Origin of the sequence: Belliella calami, from assembly GCF_022549695.1 — a bacterium.
GTDB lineage: Bacteria > Bacteroidota > Bacteroidia > Cytophagales > Cyclobacteriaceae > Belliella > Belliella calami.
In genome coordinates this window covers 223,083-243,814 of record NZ_JAKZGS010000002.1, presented here as the reverse complement: position 1 = coordinate 243,814, position 20,732 = coordinate 223,083, and the positions used below count along the sequence as shown (strand labels likewise).

21 protein-coding genes are annotated in these 20,732 nt (G+C 37.8%); 12 read left to right on the top strand and 9 right to left on the bottom strand.

Translation table 11 applies throughout. The annotated features are described in order from the left end of the window. Nucleotides 1–402 precede the first annotated feature (402 nt). From MM236_RS03360 to kduI, 6 genes are all read right to left on the bottom strand, one after another. Nucleotides 403–864 carry a hypothetical protein gene (locus MM236_RS03360; protein ID WP_241273517.1) on the bottom strand — a complete coding sequence of 154 codons (462 nt, stop codon included), beginning with the start codon at nt 862–864 and terminating at the stop codon, nt 403–405. 217 nt (nt 865–1,081) lie between these two features. Further along, nucleotides 1,082–2,488: a tagaturonate reductase gene (locus MM236_RS03355; RefSeq protein ID WP_241273516.1), complete on the bottom strand. Its 1,407-nt coding sequence runs from the start codon at nt 2,486–2,488 to the stop codon at nt 1,082–1,084. Between the two features lie 14 nt (nt 2,489–2,502). Next, entirely contained in the window at nt 2,503–3,924 is a 1,422-nt protein-coding gene (uxaC, locus tag MM236_RS03350) for a glucuronate isomerase (RefSeq protein ID WP_241273515.1), read from the bottom strand. A 25-nt stretch (nt 3,925–3,949) separates the two neighbouring features. After that, nucleotides 3,950–4,975, bottom strand: a complete 1,026-nt coding sequence (locus tag MM236_RS03345; protein ID WP_241273514.1) for a LacI family DNA-binding transcriptional regulator — start codon at nt 4,973–4,975, stop codon at nt 3,950–3,952. Between the two features lie 3 nt (nt 4,976–4,978). Next, nucleotides 4,979–5,761, bottom strand: coding sequence for a gluconate 5-dehydrogenase (locus MM236_RS03340; protein ID WP_241273513.1), 783 nt, complete (start codon nt 5,759–5,761; stop codon nt 4,979–4,981). After that, nucleotides 5,758–6,597: a 5-dehydro-4-deoxy-D-glucuronate isomerase gene (gene kduI / locus MM236_RS03335; RefSeq protein WP_241273512.1), complete on the bottom strand. Its 840-nt coding sequence runs from the start codon at nt 6,595–6,597 to the stop codon at nt 5,758–5,760. Before kduI ends, MM236_RS03340 begins: the two co-directional genes overlap by 4 nt. A gap of 355 nt (nt 6,598–6,952) precedes the next feature. Here kduI and MM236_RS03330 point away from each other — a divergent pair, with 355 nt between their 5' ends. From MM236_RS03330 to MM236_RS03295, 8 genes are all read left to right on the top strand, one after another. Continuing rightward, nucleotides 6,953–7,210, top strand: coding sequence for a hypothetical protein (locus tag MM236_RS03330; RefSeq protein ID WP_241273511.1), 258 nt, complete (start codon nt 6,953–6,955; stop codon nt 7,208–7,210). 175 nt (nt 7,211–7,385) lie between these two features. Then, nucleotides 7,386–8,141 carry an SDR family NAD(P)-dependent oxidoreductase gene (locus tag MM236_RS03325; RefSeq protein WP_241273510.1) on the top strand — a complete coding sequence of 252 codons (756 nt, stop codon included), beginning with the start codon at nt 7,386–7,388 and terminating at the stop codon, nt 8,139–8,141. 323 nt (nt 8,142–8,464) lie between these two features. After that, the gene (locus tag MM236_RS03320) at nt 8,465–9,319 is read left to right on the top strand and encodes a fumarylacetoacetate hydrolase family protein (RefSeq protein ID WP_241273509.1); all 855 of its coding nucleotides are present in this window, start codon (nt 8,465–8,467) and stop codon (nt 9,317–9,319) included. A 590-nt stretch (nt 9,320–9,909) separates the two neighbouring features. Then, nucleotides 9,910–10,920 carry a zinc-binding alcohol dehydrogenase family protein gene (locus tag MM236_RS03315; RefSeq protein WP_241273508.1) on the top strand — a complete coding sequence of 337 codons (1,011 nt, stop codon included), beginning with the start codon at nt 9,910–9,912 and terminating at the stop codon, nt 10,918–10,920. A 46-nt stretch (nt 10,921–10,966) separates the two neighbouring features. Further along, nucleotides 10,967–11,806 carry an amidohydrolase family protein gene (locus MM236_RS03310; RefSeq protein WP_241273507.1) on the top strand — a complete coding sequence of 280 codons (840 nt, stop codon included), beginning with the start codon at nt 10,967–10,969 and terminating at the stop codon, nt 11,804–11,806. 8 nt (nt 11,807–11,814) lie between these two features. Further along, on the top strand, nt 11,815–12,597 hold the full coding sequence (locus MM236_RS03305) for an L-fucose dehydrogenase (protein WP_241273506.1): 783 nt from the start codon (nt 11,815–11,817) through the stop codon (nt 12,595–12,597). A 32-nt stretch (nt 12,598–12,629) separates the two neighbouring features. Beyond that, nucleotides 12,630–12,917 (top strand): DUF1330 domain-containing protein, encoded by a 288-nt coding sequence (locus tag MM236_RS03300; protein WP_241273505.1) that lies wholly within the window; start codon nt 12,630–12,632, stop codon nt 12,915–12,917. A gap of 232 nt (nt 12,918–13,149) precedes the next feature. Continuing rightward, complete coding sequence (locus MM236_RS03295) at nt 13,150–13,620, top strand: NUDIX hydrolase (RefSeq protein ID WP_241273504.1); 471 nt, start codon at nt 13,150–13,152, stop codon at nt 13,618–13,620. A gap of 27 nt (nt 13,621–13,647) precedes the next feature. Here the strand turns inward: MM236_RS03295 and MM236_RS03290 are convergent, their stop codons facing one another. The 3 genes from MM236_RS03290 to MM236_RS03280 all read right to left on the bottom strand — a co-directional run bounded on the left by MM236_RS03290 (nt 13,648) and on the right by MM236_RS03280 (nt 17,062). Next, nucleotides 13,648–14,415 carry a hypothetical protein gene (locus MM236_RS03290; protein ID WP_241273503.1) on the bottom strand — a complete coding sequence of 256 codons (768 nt, stop codon included), beginning with the start codon at nt 14,413–14,415 and terminating at the stop codon, nt 13,648–13,650. 64 nt (nt 14,416–14,479) lie between these two features. Next, complete coding sequence (locus MM236_RS03285) at nt 14,480–15,064, bottom strand: Crp/Fnr family transcriptional regulator (protein WP_241273502.1); 585 nt, start codon at nt 15,062–15,064, stop codon at nt 14,480–14,482. Nucleotides 15,065–15,415: 351 nt separating this feature from the next. Continuing rightward, the gene (locus MM236_RS03280) at nt 15,416–17,062 is read right to left on the bottom strand and encodes a UxaA family hydrolase (protein ID WP_241273501.1); all 1,647 of its coding nucleotides are present in this window, start codon (nt 17,060–17,062) and stop codon (nt 15,416–15,418) included. Nucleotides 17,063–17,167: 105 nt separating this feature from the next. Between MM236_RS03280 and MM236_RS03275 the strand changes: the two genes are divergently transcribed. The 4 genes from MM236_RS03275 (at nt 17,168) to MM236_RS03260 (ending at nt 20,732) form a co-directional block, all read left to right on the top strand. Continuing rightward, on the top strand, nt 17,168–18,163 hold the full coding sequence (locus MM236_RS03275; RefSeq protein ID WP_241273500.1) for a sugar kinase: 996 nt from the start codon (nt 17,168–17,170) through the stop codon (nt 18,161–18,163). A gap of 380 nt (nt 18,164–18,543) precedes the next feature. Then, complete coding sequence (locus MM236_RS03270; protein WP_241273499.1) at nt 18,544–19,203, top strand: beta/alpha barrel domain-containing protein; 660 nt, start codon at nt 18,544–18,546, stop codon at nt 19,201–19,203. Between the two features lie 26 nt (nt 19,204–19,229). Further along, a complete protein-coding gene (locus tag MM236_RS03265; RefSeq protein ID WP_241273498.1) occupies nt 19,230–20,210 on the top strand; it encodes a TRAP transporter substrate-binding protein in 981 nt (326 codons plus the stop codon). Nucleotides 20,211–20,243: 33 nt separating this feature from the next. Beyond that, the gene (locus MM236_RS03260; RefSeq protein WP_241273497.1) at nt 20,244–20,732 is read left to right on the top strand and encodes a TRAP transporter small permease; all 489 of its coding nucleotides are present in this window, start codon (nt 20,244–20,246) and stop codon (nt 20,730–20,732) included.

The window sequence follows — 20,732 nt, the reverse complement described above, 5'->3', positions numbered from 1 at the left end:
TGCATGTACGTCTTTTTCCAATGATTTAGCCTAGACCAAATCGCATGTTTATTTGATGCTTTTTTCGCTGGAAAACCATAGAAAAAAGCATTTCATAATTTTATGTTTTGTTTAATGTATTTTGTAAACAAGTAAGTCTCTTTGCTATTTATAGACTTATTCTATTAATAAATGTATTTATTACTCAGAATCAAAAAATATTCAACAAAATCAATTTGGTGGTTTTTAGAGAAAAAATATCATATCTAAATTAATGTATTTCAATTAGATAAAATCTCATTTTGTAATCCTTCCTTTTTTAAAATAAAAATACCCAAACCGACTGGGTTTGGGTATTTTTATCAATTTTACGTACTTAAAACGCTTGTTTTCGAATGTTTATGTTTGGTCTCTAATAACAGATCATGATATTTTTTCAATCTTCACTTTACTTCCTCTAAATTCTCCTTCTTCACCTTCTTTCAAGCCCCAAAGTGCTGATATCAAGGGAGATTCTTTTGAAACTAAAAGATAATCAACTCCGTCTAGGTTAACTTTCCCCATTGGTACTGATACCCAAACTTTTCCCATCGGTACTTCAAGAAGTGAACCTTCTTCTACTGTAGCTATTGGCTTCACAGGTACAGCATTGATTTGATTCAACATCATTTTTGTCGAAGAAAGTCTTTTTTGGAGTAAGTCTCTGTTTTGGTTTAGTACTTCTTGATGGGTTTCATATTTGTCTCCAGCTGAGCTTTTTTCTTCTATCTCAGATGACTGCTGCAAATTCTTTAATTGCTCTTGAATATCTTTAATCTGATCCCTCAAGATTTCTTGAGAGCGTGCCAGAAGAGCTGGTTTTATTTGATCAGTTGAATTTATCATGCCGCAAAAGTAATTAAATTTCTTGTTCCTTTACCAATGTTTAGAAAATACTCTTTAACCCTGTTTTTGGATTGTAAATTGATCCTTTTGTTATTGAAATCAAATGAGTCGATACCAAAAATTAAAGATCAAAAAGAAGGGGTTTTGACAAAAAAAAAACAGAAGATTCATAGAACCTTCTGTTTTCTGTAAATAACCCAAATAAATTACAAATATGTTAGTTATTGCTTGCCATGGTCTCTATTGAAGCTACTATGGCCTCCGCTAATCCTTCATGATTGTTCAAATTTTCTCCCCAGAATTCCACTTTGGCAAGCGTGTTTGTGACAATCATATCAAGGTCTGAATTGCTCCACTGATCTGTAAAGAAAGCCATGATGGCAGGATCATCCTGAACTGGGATTTTCTCTCCACTGGACTCTCCTTTGTAGAATTGAATCAATGCTCCAAAGGATCTGATAAGGTTTTTGGGCCAAGTGCCTTTCCTCGATTTGTATTCTAGAAGACTTGGCAAAACCCTTACTTTGAACTTGGAAATTGAATTCAAAGCAATAGAGCTTAATTCATGTTTGATAAATGGATTTCTAAATCTATCTAAAACATCAGCAGCAAATTGGCTCAATTCATCTTCAGAAAGGTCCAAAGTTGGCATGATTTCATTGTATATGGTCTCTCGGATGTATTCTCCGATTACTTCGTCTTCAACAGACTCTCTGACAGTTCTCAAGCCAGCCAAATATGCAACAGGTACCAAAGCAGTATGTGCACCGTTGAGGATTCTGACTTTTCTGGTTCTGTATGGTGACTGATCTTTGACGAATTTCACTTGAAGTCCTGCTTTTGGTCCAGGAAAAATCTCTTCCAAATCTTCAGAGCCTTCGATTACCCAAAGGTGAAATGGCTCTGCCATTACGACCAAATTGTCCTCAAAATCCAATTCTTGTTGAATTTCTTTGATGGTGTCTTTCGGGAATCCTGGTACAATCCTATCGACCAATGTGTTGCAAAATGTGCAGTTTTTCTCCATCCAACCCACAAACTCAGATGACAATTTCCAAAGCTTTGCATATTTCAACAATGCAGCTTTCAGTTGCTCGCCGTTTTTATCTATCAGTTCACAAGGGATCACAACGAGCCCTTTGTCAGCGTTGCCTTCGAAATGCTTGAATCTCGTGTATAGAAGTGCTGCCAATTTACCGGGAAAAGTGTTGGATAATTGGTCTATTTCATTGTCATTTTCGTCAAATGCAATACCCGCCTCAGTGGTATTTGAAATCACAAATTTCAAATCAGGATTTTTGCCCAATTCCAAGTAAGCAGGATAATCCTCAAAAGGGTTTGTGACACCTTGAACACATGTGATCAATTTTGTTTGATCTACTGTGGCTCCATTTTGTAACCCCTGCAGTTTTACATGAAAAAGGCCATCCTGATCATTAAGCATTTGGCCCAAACCTTGTGCAAGAGGCTGAATGATTTGCACATCTCCATTGAAACCTGCTTTTTCATTCATTTCTTCAATCATCCAATCCACAAATCCCCTCAGGAAATTGCCTTCGCCAAATTGAAGAACTTTGATTGGCTTTTTTTCTACACTTACATTAGTCCTATTCAGTGATTTCATTTGGATGTGTATGATTAAAATTTGAAATATTCCTTTGCATTGTGGTAAGATATGTCAGACACTATTTTCCCTAACCAAGCCTCATCTGCAGGTAGCTCGCCATTCTCGACATCTTGACCGATCAGGTTACAAAGAATCCTTCTGAAATATTCATGTCTAGGAAACGAAAGGAAACTTCTCGAATCTGTCAGCATTCCCACAAAACAGCTCAACAATCCCATATTGGACAATGCATTGATTTGTTTTTCCATTCCATCTTTTTGATCCAAAAACCACCAAGCTGATCCAAATTGTACTTTTCCTTTTACAGATCCATCATTGAAGTTACCGACCATTGTCGCCAATACTTCGTTGTCAGATGGGTTCAGGTTATAAAGAATGGTTTTGGACAATTGGTCTGTACTGTCGAGTAGGTTAAGGAAGCTCGCCATAGCCCTTGCTTGAGAAAAATCCCCAATCGAGTCAAATCCCGTGTCTGGACCAAGCGTCGCAAGCATTCTTTTATTTGTATTTCTCAATGCTCCCAAATGGAACTGCTGTGTCCAGCCTTTGGCATGGTACATTTTGCACAGTTCATATAAAGTATGGAATTTGAAATACTGGATTTCTTCTTGAGAAAGCTCATTTCCATCATTCACTTTCAAATAGATGGCATGAATATCCAAAGCTCCAAGCTCAAAGAAATACAATTGCTCAAGACCATGATCTGAAAGACTTCCGCCGTTTTCTGCAAAGTAATTGATTCTGTTTTTGAGAGCAGAAACCAAGTCGTCATAGTTTTTGATTTCTATACTTGATGCCGTAGCAAGCTTTTCGATGTAAGCTTTGTATTGTGTGCTACTTTCTACTGCATAGACTTTGTCAGGTCTGAATGTAGGCAAAAGTTTTGTATCAGGACTGCTAGTTGCTGCGATCTTGTGAAACTCCAAAGAATCAATCGGATCGTCTGTAGAGCATACCAATTCTACATTCATCTTTTTGAGCAAACCTTGGGTGTGAAAGTCTGGACTTTGAAGGAGAGAGGAGGTTTCCTGATAGATAACTTTTCCAGAATCTGCTGATAGCAAGTCATTGATTCCAAAGTATCGCTGAAGTTCCAAATGAGTCCAATGATAAAGCGGGTTTCTCAGAGTGTATGGAACAGTTTCTGCCCATTTTTGGAATTTTTCTTCATCAGAAGCTTTCCCTGTTATGAATTTTTCATTAATTCCAAGGGTTCTCATTGCTCTCCATTTATAATGATCCCCTGCGAGCCAAACTTCTGAGATGGTATTGAATTTTCGATTAGTCGCAATATCCTGTGGGGACAAGTGACAATGGTAATCGATTATAGGAAGCTTAGCAGCAAAATCATGGTAAAGCATTTTGGCAAAATCACTTTTTAGAAGAAAGTCTTCTGAAAGAAACTTGCTTTGGTTTGCAGTTGCTGAAATCATTTTGATTGATGGTTATGTATAGGTTTTAATTACTTTTTTGGGTAGATTCTCTAATGATCAATTCAGGTTTGAGCACTGTTTTTTGATTGTTTCCTTTCTTGCCATCCAACTTCAGCAACTCAAAGAAAGTCTCGGCTGTCACTCTTCCCATCGGAATACTTTTTTGGTCAACAGTTGTGATAGGAGGGGCAGTAAATGACGTAAATGGTTCATTCCCAAAGCCTGCAAGCTTTACTTGATCAGGTACGGTGATTTTATGTTCCCTAAGTACCTGCATTGCACCCATAACAGCGTAATCTGAGGAAGAAAAAACAGCATCGAATACAATCCCTTTGTTGATGAGGTTTTCCATAGAGGTTCTGCCATCTTCTAGCTGCATGTTGCTTTCTTCGATCAGCTCGGGATCGAATGGAATGCCAAAATCCTTCAAAGCGTCCTCATAACCACGAAGTCGTTCTTTGTAAATATTTATTTTCTTCGGTGAAGTAAAATGTGCAATTCTTTTACAGCCCACTTCAATCAAATGTTTGGTAGTGTCATAGGCGCCTTGGTAATCATCGATTACTACTTGGCTTACGTCAAGTTGATTGGTGATCCTATCGAAAAGTACCAGTGGTATTCCTTTGTCCAATACTTTTTGGAAATGATCAAAATTCTCGGTGTTTTTTCCAATGGAGGCGATAATTCCATCTACTCGTGCATTCAGGAGCGCTTCGATGTTTTGGATTTCTTTTTCAGAGTCTTCATAAGATTGCGAGATGATCACCTTGTAATCAAGCTCATTCGCTATATCCTCTATTCCCCTTACTACAGAGGAGAAAAAGTTTCTGTTTGCAGTAGGCACCAATACGCCTATCAACTTACTTTTTCCACTCCTCAAGGCAGAAGCGATGTGATTTGGCTGATAATTCAGCTGTTTTGCCATCTTCAAAACCAGCTTTTTCGTGTTTTCAGAAATTCTGGGATTGTCATTTAGCGCTCTAGATACCGTGGAAGCTGTGATATTCAGCTTTTCAGCGATATCATGAATTGTTGCCTTGCCTTTTTTCATATATTACTCTCTTGGCTTGCCTATAGTCGCAAGAATTCCTCCATCTACATAGAGGATTTGGCCATTTACAAAGTCACTTGCTTTGCTTGATAGGAAAACTACTGCTCCAGCCAAATCATCAGGATCACCCCATTTTCCGGCAGGTGTCCTACTTACTATCCAGTCGTTGAATGGGTGACCATCTACACGAATAGGTGCTGTTTGTTCTGTAGCAAAGTAACCTGGCCCTATACCATTCACTTGGATATTGTATTTTGCCCATTCTGTTGCGAGATTCTTGGTTAGCATTTTCAGTCCACCTTTTGCGGCAGCATAAGCACTTACCGTATCTCTTCCCAATTCACTCATCATGGAGCAGATGTTGATGATTTTTCCACCACCTCTTTTGACCATGGATCTTCCTACCGCTTGGGAAAGGATAAATGGTGATACCAAATCCACATCAATGACTTTTCTGAAATCAGAAGGATCCATGTCTAAGGCAGGTACACGCATGATCATTCCGGCATTATTGATCAATATATCTATTGGACCAACTTCAGCTTCGATTTTTTCAATGTTCTCCGCAACTTTTGCAGCATCAGTGACATCAAAAAGATATCCATGGGCAGTAATTCCCTCTTTTTTATACTCTTCGATTGCCAGTTCCATTTTTGATGGCGTATGGCCATTTATGACCAAGGTGGCACCGTGTTGTGCCAAAGCCTTGGCCATAGCCATTCCCAGTCCATGGGTTGCTCCGGTGATTAAAGCAACTTTTCCCTCTAGGTTGAATAGGTTTTTCATTTTAAGTTCGTTGGTGCTACAATATCCATATCACCATAATCCAAGTTCTCACCGGCCATACCCCAAATAAATGTGTAATTTGAGGTTCCTGCTCCACTGTGAATAGACCATGGTGGAGAGATGATCGCCTGATGGTTTTTCATCCAGATATGTCTCGTCTCTTCAGGCTGTCCCATGTAGTGACATACAGCTTGGTCAGCTTCTAAGTCAAAATAGAAATAGGCTTCCATTCTCCTGTCATGTGTATGTGCTGGCATGGTATTCCATACAGATCCTGGTTTCAATTCTGTCATTCCCATTTGTAGCTGACAAGTAGGGACTACAGAGTTTACCAATAATTTGTAGATCGTTCTGTGATTTGAGTTTTCTAAAGATCCAAGTGTGACAACTTCAGCATCGTCCTTGCCAACTTTTTTGGTTGGGTAAGCATGATGTGCAGGTGCAGAATTGAAATAAAGGAATGTGTCTCCAGAATTTAAAGGATGAAAGACAACGTCTTTAGCTCCTTGACCTATGTATAATGCTTCTTTGTTTGCGAGTTCATAGGTAGTTCCGTCCACATCTATAGAAGTAGTAGGGCCTACGTTGATGATTCCTATTTCTCTTCTTTCCAAGAAAAATTGTGCTTTCAACTGATCAACCGTCTCCAAATTAATGGATTTTGATGAAGGATGAATACCACCTACAATCAGTCTATCATTCAAGGTGTAAACCCCATTGATTTGATCTTTGACGAAAAGATTTTCCATTAGGAAATGTTCTCTTAGTCTTGAAGTGTCATATTGCTTGACATCTCCAGGGTGATTTGAGTATCTTGTTTCTATAAAAGTGTGCATAGTATGGTTAGTGTAATCGTTTGCGCAAACTACCACATAATATTTCAAAAAATCAAATTTTTTGCATAAAAGTTTAAGTGACCTAAGTTTCTGCTATTTCCAAATAATATTTTACCAATACTCTAAAAAACATCGTTAATGATGTATTTGAAAAAATAACTTGTATTATTTTTTTTATTTTGAAGAAACCTTTATAAATATGCAATCGATTGCTCAAATACTAGAATGTTGCATTGCATATGTGCAACTATTGTGCAACAAATTTGGTCAAATCCTTTGTCCCAAAAAAAATAAATTGACAAATCATGAATAATAGACCCTACTTACCTCTTTTGATTGTATCGTTCGTATTTGGTTGAAGGAAGGTATAGGAAAAAATTCTGATGGAATCATAGATTCGCAAAATGATGTTGGTTCATGGCCAATCTTAAAAAAAGGAGAAGTAATGATAGACACAGATCAAGACGGTATGCCAGACCTTTGGGAAGTGGAAAATGGTCTTGACCCAAGGGATCCTTCTGACGCCAATGAAAATGATCTTCATTCACATTACACAAATTTAGAAATGTACTTAAACAAGCTAGTGAATCATTTGTATCCTAAAGCACTATAGAAAAGCAAGATGAGGATCATTGGATTAACTTGGCATGCTTGCAAGAAGATTCGAATCACGAAGTAATTGTTCTTTATGCCATGATTGGTTCATTGTAAAACAAAATATTTCATTTATAGAAAATAATGGCTGTAATAAAAGTTCCTGTTGGAATTCAAAATCTAAACAATAAACTATGAAAGGTAAAACAGTAGTTGTGACTGGTGGAGCAAGCGGGATTGGTCTTGCTATTACAAAAAAATTCTTGTCTAAGGGAGCAAATGTTTATATGATAGATGTAAACATAGATTTGGGTCAAAGTGTATTGGAAGACTTAAAAAAGACATATGGGCATGTTGATTTTTTGACCTGCGATGTAAGTGATCAAGATAAGGTAAATGAAGTTTTTGCAAAAATAATAGAGCCAATTGATGTTTTGATCAATAATGCGGGGGTCTCCCATGTCGGAAATATAGAGAAGACATCTACTGCAGATTTTGATAGACTGTTCAATATCAATGTTAAAGGTATATTCAATTGTACCAAAACTGTAATTCCTGGGATGAAGGGGCGTGGTGGAGTTGTTTTGAACATGGCCTCCATTGTGTCTTCGGTGGGAATTCCTGACAGGTTTGCGTATTCGATGACCAAAGGGGCTGTTCTTTCTATGACCTATTCGATTGCTTGTGATTATGTGAATGAAGGCATTCGGTGCAATTGTTTATCTCCTGCCCGTATCCATACTCCTTTTGTAGATGATTTTTTGGCAAAAAATTACCCTGGTAAAGAAAAAGAAGTTTATGACAAATTGGCCAAAACCCAACCGATTGGCCGGATGGGGACACCAGATGAAGTTGCTGAAGCCGCATACTTTATCTGTTCGGATCAAGCCGCATTTATTACCGGTACAAACTTTCCTGTAGATGGAGGTTTCGTAAGTATAAAAAATTAAAATAATTATCTGCAATGATATTTGATGGAAATTGAAGGGTTTAGTTCTCCACGATGTTGCACTTTAGGTAAAAAAAGGCATTGTTTGTGGTGGAACTTCATCAGACAACAACCCATATTCAAGAACACTTGAAATAGGTCATCTTACAATCTTTTGATTGATTTTGTGCCCGAAAGTGGATAATCCTTTTGAAGAATTTTATCTTGCAGAAAAGCTTCGACTGCCAAGCGTCACTTATTGCCAGTTGCTGAATAATTTAATGCAAATACATTATTAAATGTTATCATTACTGCGAAAGCGGATAAACACCATCAATTTGAAATATGAAATTAATAAGATTTGGAAAAGAAGGACAGGAGCGTCCAGGAATAGAAAATAAAAATGGCGAAAGGCTGGATTGTTCGGCTTTTGGAGAAGATTGGAATGAAGCATTTTTTGGGAAAGACGGAGTCAATCGTCTAAAAACCTGGCTAGAAAGTAATGAAGCTGGCTTGCCAAAAGTTGATGAAAACATTAGGTTGGGAAGCCCTATCGCCCGCCCATCGAAAATTATCTGTGTAGGATTGAATTATTCCTTGCATGCGAAAGAAAGTGGAATGGATTTGCCTGAGTCTCCGGTTTTGTTTATGAAAGCTTCCTCTTCACTATGTGGTCCTTTTGATGAGATAATAATTCCAAGAAACTCTGTTAAGACCGATTGGGAAGTTGAATTGGCAGTAGTAATTGGCAAAAAGGCTAGCTATGTAGATGAGTCAAATGCTGCTGATCATATTGCTGGATATACTTTGCACAACGATGTGAGTGAGAGGGATTTTCAACTGAATCATGGCGGACAGTGGGTGAAGGGTAAGAGTTCGGATACTTTTGCACCGATAGGACCATATTTGGTTACGCCTGAAGAGTTACCAAATCCAGATAATCTTAGGCTTTGGTTAAAAGTAAATGATAAAATGATGCAGGATAGCAATACTTCAGATTTGGTATTCAAAATCCCACATTTGATCAGTTACATCAGTCAGTATATGACATTGCTGCCAGGTGATGTGATTTCTACAGGTACACCGTCGGGTGTTGGCCTAGGCTTAAACCCACCACAATATCTCAAAGAAGGTGATGTTGTAGAGCTTGGGATTGATGGTCTTGGAGTTGCCAAGCAAGCTGTAGTTGCATACAAATAATTATCTAGGCCATTGAATGCGTCAGGTACGGATTCAATGGTTTATTATTTTTTTTAGTAGGTTTTCAGTTTTTGGCCTGACAATTTTGGCTGTTTTTTTAATTATGCAAACGTTTGACTGGAATAAAAAATAAATTTATCCTAACATTACCTTTGACAATAAAATTTCAAACCAAAATGAAAAAATACTACCAGGCAATTGACTTTGAATAAGAGAGTGTTTCATTTACGGATATACGGAACTTAGCCACTAACTAAAAAAAAGCCTGATTTAGCATAGATCCGATATTAATTGATATTAGATACTCATAGATATTGAACATAAGCAAGCAATCAACCTTGGAATTAAAGCTACTGGCAAAGAAGTGTATAATCATAATTTCATTTTATGATTGTCCGCTTTCTTGTACATAGCCAAACAATAGATAGTTTGTGAACGATTTGCGATTTTGTTGACTGTGAACTGTTGATTGATTACGAGTATCCACAACTTACAAAATTTCATCTTTCCCTACGTGCAACACTGCGGATACAGATAATTCATTTATTAAAATGTATTGGTTCATTTTGAAATTTTATAAATCTTAACTTATGAAGTATATAGTTTGTGAGAATCCTGGACATTTTTCACTGAAGGAAAAGGAAAAACCTGAACCAAAGTCAGGAGAGGTTTTGATAGCAATCAAGAAAATTGGAGTATGTGGCACAGATATCCATGCATTCTCTGGCAATCAGGCCTACTTTTCATATCCCAGGATTTTGGGACATGAATTGGCAGCAGAAGTTGCAAATTCCAATGGTTCTGACAAATTCTCAAATGGTGACAAAGTAATTTTGATACCTTACCTGCACTGTGGAAAGTGTATTTCTTGCCGAACCGGAAAGACGAATTGCTGTGTAAATATGCGTGTGATGGGTGTACATGTAGATGGAGGGATGCAGGAATTTCTTTGTGTTCCAGAATGGGCATTGCTCAAAACTCACCAACTCAATTTCAATGAAATGGCATTGGTAGAGCCATTAGCTATTGCGGCACATGCCATAAGGAGAGCGGATGTGGTTGCAGGTGAAAATGTCTTGGTAATGGGTTGCGGCCCTATTGGATTGGCTATAATGGCAATTGCCAAAAGCAAAGGGGCTTCTGTCATCGCACTGGATATCAATGAACAAAGAATTCAGTATGCAATTGATGAAATTGGTGTTTCCCATGGTGTTTTGGCAGGAGAGTCTTCTTTAGAACAAATCACCTTGCTGACGAATGGAGATAACTGCCAAGCTGTATTTGATGCAACTGGAAATAAAAGAGCTTTGGAATCAGGTCCAGCTTATATGAGTCATGGAGGTAGATATGTATTGGTAGGTTTGTCAAAGGGGGACTTGGTATTCAATCATCCTGCAATTCACTCAAAAGAAACCACTATCATGTGCAGTAGAAACGCAACTATGGAGGATTTTGAATTTGTCATTTCCATGCTTGCCGCTAAAAAATTCCCGACTGATTCTTTTATCACCCATGAATCAGCTTTTGACAAGATGATTGATGTTTTTGATAATTGGGTGAAGCCAGAATCTCAGGTAATCAAGGCGGTAATCAATCTATAAAAGAACATTAACCCATATTCTGATAACTTCTAAAAATTTACATAGATTGAATAATTCACTAAAAATAGATTCTCACCAGCATTTTTGGAAATATGATTCACTCATACATGCTTGGATTGACGATTCAATGGCTGTTTTGAAAAGAGATTTCTTACCACAAGATTTAGAACCGATTTTGGAAAAGCATCAAATAGATGGCTGTGTGGCTGTGCAAGCTGACCAAAGTAAAGAAGAAACCGATTTTTTGCTTGAACTAGCTGGAAAACATGTTTTTATCAAAGGAATCGTAGGTTGGGTTGATTTGCAAGCAAAAGACTTGGAAGAGCAATTGAGTTCTTATTTTGAAAATCGAAAAATAAAGGGTTTTAGGCATGTGCTTCAGGACGAGATTAACGATGAATTTATTCTCAAACCGGAATTTATAAATGGGTTGAGCAAGCTAGCCAAGTTTGATTTTACCTATGATATTTTGATTTTCCCAAAGCAATTGGCATCTGCTACGAAAGCAGTAAGACTTCTTCCCAATCAAAAATTTGTGTTGGATCACATAGCAAAACCATCCATAGTCAATGGTGAGTTAGAAGAATGGAAAAGAGGAGTTTCAGAACTTTCAAAAAGTGAAAATGTCTATTGTAAACTTTCAGGAATGGTCACAGAAGCCAAGTGGAATAACTGGAAGTACGATGATTTTGTACCTTATATGGATTTTATTTTGGAATCTTTTGGGTCAAAACGATTGCTTTTTGGTTCGGATTGGCCTGTTTGTACGCTATCTGGAGATTATGAGCAAGTGCTCCAAATAGTCGATCAATACATCAAAAATCTCACAAATTCAGAGCAAGCTGGGATTCTTGGAGAAAATGCCGTAGATTTTTACAAATTATAAACATTGAGATGGATTTAAATTTAAAAGATAAGGTCTTTATAGTTACAGGAGGTTCGGAAGGAATCGGCGGTGGGATAAGTGCCACAATTGCCCAAGAAGGAGGGATTCCAGTAGTCGCTTCTTGGTCTGAAGAGACTACAGTAAAATTTATTGAAGACCTGCGTGAAAACGGTTTTAGAGCTGATTATCTTATTGGCGATTTACAGTCCACAGATTATTGCAAATCTGTGATAACTTATGCCATTGAAAAATTTGGCAGAATAGATGGAATCGTAAACAATGCAGGGAGTAATGATGGCGCTGGACTGGAAAAAGGACCTGAAGCATTTCGGAAATCAATGATGTTGAATTTGTATCATTATTTTGATTTGGTTCATTTTGCCCTGCCATATCTAAAGAAAAGCAAAGGTTCTATCCTCAACATCAGCTCAAAAGTTGCCCTCACCGGTCAAGGAGGAACTTCAGGCTATGCTGCTTCAAAAGGTGCACATCTTGGCTTGACAAGGGAGTGGGCTTTGGAGTTGCTGCCGTTTGGTATCCGTGTAAATGCAATCCTTCCTTCTGAAGTAATGACACCGTATTATAAGAAATGGCTAAAAGCAACATTTGAAGATCCCGAGGCAAAAGAAAGAGAAATATCTGCCAAAGTTCCTTTAGGCAGCCGAATGACGAAAATTGATGAGATAGCTGCCCTAGCCGTTTTTGTCTTATCAGATAAATCTGCCCATACAACAGGACAATTCTTGTTTGCTGATGGTGGATATGTACACTTGGATAGAGCGATTACTTAATTCACAAATTTAAACATACTAAAATCTCAATCATGCCAGCACTTGTCCTTGTAGAAGTAACAATCCATAACCCTGAAATGTATGAAGAATATAAGAAGTTGAGTTTGCCAGCTGTGGAGGCATTCGATGGGAAATTCATCGTCAGAGGAGCCCAAACTGAATCCCTCGAAGGGGAATGGAATCCACAAAGGTTAGTAATATTAGAGTTTCCGTCTGTGGAAAGAGCAAAAGAATGGTACAACTCCGAACAATATAATACTGCCAAAAAAATCCGTTTCCAAGCTTCCAAAGGAAAAATGTTGGTGGTGGAAAGTATTTAATAAGGAAAGGGGAGTCACGAGGCATTGGTTGCATTTTTTTTTTTTTTTTTCGACAATAAGATCAAAATAGTAATTTTAATTCAACGTGACTATTTAGACTTTATGTTTATCCGGAATGATGCCTTTTTTAGTCTATTTACTTTGAGTTTGTTTTTATAATTACCATTTAATTTGCCTACTTTTGCATGCTGAAAAAAATAGTTGATAGTCAATTGAATACCACTTTTAGAAAATGCTAAAGTCTATTGAGAAAAAGTTGGTTGAAAAGCCAAATAAAAAAGATCGTGAGGTTGTAATTGTTTTTCCTTTTAACACCGAAACCAAGGAGATTTTTTTGATTCAAGAATATATCCACACCTACGATAGGAAATTCTGGAAGTTTGTAAGTGGAGGCGTTGATAAAGTTGACAAAGACATCATTACCCATGCTATTGAGGAATTAGCAGAAGAAGTATCAATGGAATCATCAGTATTTTATCATCTTTACTCGTCAGAGCGGGTTTTTGGCAATAGACCAATGCATTATTTTATTGCTGAGAATCCTATGATTATGGATAATCCACCAGAGAATCCAGATACAGATTTTATCACAGCAGTCAAATGGGTCAACTTGGCGGGATTTCAAGAAATGCTTGATAAGCAAGAGTTGCTTTGGGATCAAGGAACAATGTGCGCCTTGCAAGCATTCAGAAAATATCAGTAATTCTCACATTTTCGCAAATTGAATTTTTCATTTATTTAACTTGTCTTTTAACTCTTCGGCTCTTTGCCTTCCAGCCTTATAATTTGGATCCAATTCAATGGCTTTTTCTAAATAATTCAGCACTTGGGATCTGTATCTATTTTCCTGTCTTTGATTCGCCCAAGCCCAATAGACAAAACTCATGATTTTCCAATTGGCATAATCACTGTTTTTATTTTGCTTATCAATAATGGATTGCATATCTACTTTCGCAAATTTTCTTTTCGAAAAGAAAAACCAAGGCAAGTTTTCAGCAACACTTCCCCTTAAGAATTCGGGTGAATAGCTGACTTCACCATACATGGCTATACTCTCTTCAAATAACTTGAAAGAATCACCCACCAAACCTAGTTTCATTGTTTCTCCTCCGAGCAATGAAAGTGCAGAAGCACGATAAGATGTGATAAAGGGCAATAGTTCTTTGGTGGTTTTGGGGTCAAGGTAAATTTCGCTCAATACATCATAACTTTTTTTTGAATAACCTTTGAAGCTCGTTTTTGAGAGAAATCCAAGATTTAGTGCAGTTTCATGGTATATGATACCTAGCCTTGCTTTGTTTATCTCTGAAGGATCTTTTTCAAATTGCAGCTCAACTTCTTTGAGTTTTGATTTCAATTCCTCAACATCAATCAACTCCATTACATCGTCTAATTGATGTTCATAAAATTTAACTTTTTTAATATCTAGTTCTTGGGCTGTCAAACTGCTTATTGTTGTCATTGCTAAAATCATAAAGGTGAATAATCTGTATTTCATTTTCTAGGAACTTTTTAGAAATACAAATTTGCAATTACAAAACTTGTAAAGACGATGACTTAAGTTAAGATTTTTGTTTATTGTGAATTCTCCTTTGGATTCTGCTCAAACTTTCTGGACTTATTCCTAGAAAATTGGCTATATATTTTTGAGGTACTTTTTGGAATAAATCAGGTTGATTTTTCAAAAGCTTTTGAAATCTTTCTTCCGGTTTTTCTGAAGAAAGGGACATGGCAATTTCTGTTGCTCTTTGTGCAACTTGTTCAGCCATCAGCCTGCCAAAGGTTTCATATTTACTGCATTCGCGATAGATGTTATGAAGTTTATCTTTTTGGATAACGAAAACAGTTGCTTCCTCCATTGCCTGAAAATTCATAATACAAGGAGTATTGTTTGTAAAACTTTGAAAATCTGTTATCCAAGAATTTTCAAAGGATATATCACAGGTTTTTTCATTGCCATCTTTAACATGAAAATGCCTGATAGTACCTTCTGCCAAAAAACCAATGAAATCACAAACCTTTCCATCTTGAAGCAAAAAGTCTTTTTTCTTGATTACCCTGATTTCAAAATATTCATCAATTAGATCAAGCTCTTTATCATTCAAAGGCACAAATCGGCTACAATATGCTTTCAGTTTATCGATCATTTTGATAAGGGCGTATTTTAGATTCTTCAAGAAAATTCTAAAAAAAAAGCTAAGATTCCAAATAACATCCATCCAGTATCAACCCACTTTCACTTGACACTTTTCTGTGGTACCTCTAGATTTAAATAGATGAAACACCTAGATAGGAAAATTACTCCAAACTAAACATGAAGACCAGCAACTAAGCCATGGCGCACTCAAAGGTAACATGGTTCATCCCTAAGAAATCTATTTGGCAAGCTTTCATCCCTCCAACTTCAAAATACAAAAGCTGAGACTCCTTAAAGCCTCAGCCCATTGCTATTCCAAAGCCAATCTACAATCTACAATCTACAATCTCAAATCTACAATCTACAATGAAACCCCTCTTTTCCAAGGAATAAAATCATCCTGATCTAGGAGTTGGGCTTTGGATTTGATCTCTCCACTGGCTACTTTGATGATGTGCTCGAGCATTTCTTCTCCCATTTCAGGGATAGTTTTATCTCCAGAGATAATTCCACCAGTATCTACATCTATAATGTCTGGCATTCTATTGGCCAATTTTGTGTTGGAGGAAACTTTGATCACTGGAGTGACAGGATTTCCTGTAGGAGTGCCTAGCCCTGTTGTGAATAGGATGATATTGGCACCCGAACCAGCCATTGCTGTTGTGCTTTCTACGTCATTTCCTGGAGTACACAAAAGATTTAGACCTGGTTTGGTAACATATTCTGCATAATCAAGTACATCTACAACCGGAGAAGTCCCGCCTTTTTTGGCTGCTCCCGAAGATTTCATGGCATCTGTGATCAGACCATCTTTGATATTTCCAGGGGAAGGGTTCATATCAAATCCTGAACCTACTGCCTCAGCAGAAGCGGCATAATCTACCATCAGTTTGCTGAATTTTGATGCAATTTCATTGTTTACACATCTGTTGATCAATTCTTGCTCGACACCACAGAGTTCAGGGAATTCTGAAAGGATTGATTTCCCTCCCAAAGCTACTATCAAATCAGAGACATGGCCAACTGCTGGGTTTGCCGAAATACCCGAAAAACCATCAGAACCACCACATTCCAAACCAATTGTCAGTTTGCTTAATGGAGCTTCCTGTCTCTCTTGCTGATCTGCCTCTGCCATTGCGATGAATGTTTGCTTGATTGCTTGAGAAAGTAAGTTGTTTTCAGTGCCTTCTCTCTGTTGTTCCAGAAGGATCACTGGCTTATCCAAATTTGGGTTTATTCTAGCAAGCCTTTCTTGGAGTATTGCTGGCTGTGCATTTTGGCATCCTAGGCTCAAGATAGTTGCTCCTGCAACATTTGGATTATTGATATATCCTGCCAAAAGCGCACAGAGCATATCAGAATCCTGCCTGATTCCACCACACCCACCTTGATGTGTCAAGAATTTTATACCATCGATGTTTTTGAACAATTTCGGTTCTCTCTCTTCGATGATTTCATCCACCACCAAAGCTTCAATTTGTTCTTTTTTCCCTGATTTGTACAATTCCGCCATTTGTTGCACAAGGCTTTTGAATGGATTAGGTTTGCCAAAACCAAGCTCATCTATAAATGCTTGCTTGATGACTTCCACATTTCTGTTTTCACAAAATACAAGTGGAACCACTATCCAATAATTGGCAGTCCCTACTTGACCATCTTTGCGATGGAAGCCTTTGAAAGTACGTCCTTCAAACCTGCTAAAGTCTGGTTTGGTCCATCCTGTCGTTTCAGTCTTTTCGCTGAAGGAATTGGCTTCATGCTTCACATTGGCAGTCGTAAGGACTCCACCTTCAGGAATACTTGATACAGCTTTGCCTACTACGGATCCATACATATAGACATAATCCCCTTCCTCTAATTTGCTCAAAGCAAACTTATGTTTGGCTGGGATACTGTCTTTTAAAGTGATAGATTTAGCTTCAAATTCTATTATATCACCAAGTGTCAAGTCGGTAAGTGCGACAAGTACATTGTCTTGTGGATGAATTTGTAAAAACTTATGGTTCATTGATTATTTTGTTTATATTGCGCAATCGATTGCACAATTTAGGCAAAAGAATTTCAAAAAAGAAAATATAAGCCATTAATTTACCATTGGAAATAAATTTACAAAATGACTAAAAAGGTAATTACACTGGGGGAAGTGATGATGCGCCTCAGCACGCCGGGAAATGAGCGTTTTTTGCAAACTGACCAATTTCAAATCGTCTACGGAGGAGCAGAAGCCAATGTATCTGTATCCCTAGCCCAGTGGGGTGTAGATGCTTATCATGTGACTGCTTTTCCAGACCATGATTTGGGAAAAGCTGCAACCAACTATCTGAGACAGGTAGGGGTAAGAATTGATTACATTTATACAGCCGAAGGAAGGATGGGGCTTTATTTTCTAGAAAATGGCGCCATGCAAAGAGCTTCTAAAATAATTTATGACCGTTTTGATTCTGCTTTTGCGAATTTTGATGGGGCAGAGATTGATTGGGATCAGGTATTTGATGGAGCTGATTGGTTTCATTGGACAGGAATCACACCCGCACTTTCTCAGAAAGCTGCAGATCTTACCTTGAAGGCTTTGGAAGCTGCCAGCAAAAGGGGGATGATGGTAAGCGGAGATATCAATTATAGAAGAAACCTTTGGCAGTATGGCAAAGGTCCTCTTGATGTCATGCCTGAGTTGATCAAACATACACAAGTCATCGTTGCTGGATTGGCTGATTTTGAAAATTGCATGGGAATCAAAGCAGAGGATTATTTGGCAGCTTGTGAAAAAGCAAAGGCTGATTTTCCTCAAATCAAATATATAACTACAACAGAGAGAAATTCGATTTCAGCATCAGTGAATGAATTGTATGCAGTGCTTTGGGATGGGGAGAATTTGTTGACGTCACAAACTTACGAAATGTCCCACATTGTAGATAGAGTAGGTGGCGGTGATGCGTATATGGCAGGGTTGATCTATGGATTGCTCCATCTTTCTGATCAAGAAGCCTTGGAGTTTGGAGTAGCAGCATCCGTATTGAAACACAGCATCCCTGGAGATGCCAATCTTGTAAGCCTAGCCGAAGTCAATTCTCTTGTGAAAGGAGAAAATGTTGGGAAACTGCTGAGGTAAGGGGAAGGAGGAATTAGGAAGGAGGAATTAGGAAGGAGGAAGGATGAAGGAGGAGTTAGGAAGGAAGGATGAAGGAGGAGTTAGGAAGGATGAATTAAGAAGGAGGAATTAGGAAGGATGAAAGAGCAGTGCCAACCTTAAAACATTCCAACTTTCAAACCTTATAACTTCACAACAATCTTGTAATTTTCAAATCTTTCAATTTCTCTATCCAATAACCTTACAACCTTCTAACATTACAATCCTCCACGGCAGACAAGCATTTACAACAATTTACCAATCTTGTAATTTTCAATCTTTCAATCTTCAAATCTTACAATACCAAAATCTTCCCGATAGCTATCTGGACTAAAATCTACAATCATAAATCTACAATACAAATGAACCAACACAACACCATCCTTCAAGCCATGACAGACACAGGAATGATCCCTGTATTCAATCATAAGGATATTGAAGTTTCCAAATCAGTTTTGAAATCTGCCTATGAGGCAGGAGTAAGAGTTTTTGAGTTTACCAATAGAGAAGAAAATGCTTTTGAAGTATTCAAAGCCTTAAAAATATACAGTGAGCAATTTGAAGGTTTGTACTTAGGTATTGGGACGATATTTACAGTATCCGATGCGCAAAGATTCAATTTTGCAGGAGCAGATTTTATTGTTTCTCCAGCATTGATCCCAGAGGTGGCGCATTTCTGTAATATGAAAGGAATGCTTTGGGTACCTGGATGTGCAACGGTATCAGAAGTGTTTCAGGCTAAAAGTTATGGTGCCAAACTAGTCAAAGCTTTTCCGGGGAACCTTCTAGGAGCGGGATTTATAAAAGCTATAAAATCAATCATGCCAGATGTGAAAATGATGCCTACGGGTGGTGTGGAACCAACAGAAGAGAATTTATCAGAATGGTTTGCTTCTGGAGTTCATTGCGTAGGAATGGGATCCCAACTTTTTGATAAAAAAATAATAGAATCGGGACAGTACGAGATACTTCAGGAAAAAATAAATGCTACAATTGCATTGATAAAAACCATTAGATCATAACTGATACAACCCAAAATTGCTTTCAAATGAAATTTAGAATATTTTATATAATCGCTATTTCATTCTTTTTTCTCTCTGCCTGTAAGGGTCCGGGAGGAGTGAGGGTGATCAAACTTGGACATGGGTTGGGAGTCACCCATCCTGTCCATGAAGCAATGGTGTTTTTGGCCGACAGGGTCAAAGAAAAGTCCAATGGCGAAATGATCATCAAAATCTACCCCAACCAACAACTTGGATCTGAAAGGGAATTGGTGGAACTGTTACAAATTGGAAGCTTGGGAATGACAAAAGTCTCCTCAGCTGTAATGGAAAGTTTTGCACCAAAACTTCAGGTATTTAGCATGCCCTATCTCTTCAAAGATGATGAACATAGGGATCATGTCTTGAAAGGTCCAATAGGAAAACAGCTTTTGCTTGATGGAGAAGATTTTTGGTTGAGAGGTTTGTGTTATTATGATGCAGGAAAAAGGAGTTTTTACACCAAATCCAAACCTGTGGAATCGCCAGATGATTTGAAAAGCTTGAAAATCCGGGTGATGGAAAGTAATACGGCTATCAATATGGTCAAGAATTTTGGAGGTTCTCCTACGCCAGTTTCTTATGGAGAGTTATACACAGCACTTCAGCAAGGAATCGTGGATGGAGCTGAGAACAATCCCCCAAGTTTGTACACTTCCAGACATTATGAAGTTTGTAAGTTCTATTCTATCAATGAACATACTGCCGTACCGGATATCATGATTATCAGTACCAAAGTTTGGAATTTACTTTCTGACCAAGAAAAGCAATGGCTTCAAGAAGCATCAGATGAATCAGCTGAATTCCAATACAAGATTTGGGCAGAAGCTGTAGAGGAGTCTTTGGCAGAAATGGAAAAAGCTGGTGTTACGATAGTCTATCCAGAGCAGGATGAATTCAGGGCATCTGTAGAAAGTATGTATGATGATTTGAAAGTGTCTCAACCGGAGTTGTACTCAGTTGTAGATCAAATCAGGAAACAACCTTAAATCAAACCTCAAAACCCAAGACCTATTAGAAAAATGTTTAGCATAGAATACAAACAGAATTTAGATAAAATCATCTCTTGGCTCCTGATCGTTTTGATGGGGTCGATGGTTTTGAATGTTACTTGGCAGGTTTTATCAAGGTATATTTTTCAAAACCCTTCCTCTTTCACAGATGAGCTTTCACGCTACATGCTGATCTGGCTCGGTATGTTGGGTGCAGCGTACGTAGCTGGCCAAAATCAACATTTGGCAATAGACATTGTTTTGAGAAAATTGGAAGGAAAAGCGAAGATGAAACTTCAGATCCTAATCAATGTGCTCATCATGGTTTTTGCGATAGCAGCGATGATCCTAGGAGGTAGCAACTTGGTTTATATCACCTATATGTTGGGTCAAAAGTCTGCAACTTTACAGATTCCTTTGGCTTACATCTACGGGGTCATTCCGGCAAGCGGTATTTTGGTGGTTTACTATCAAATAGCTGCAATTTTTCATTTGATCAAAACCCAAAACGACGTTTAA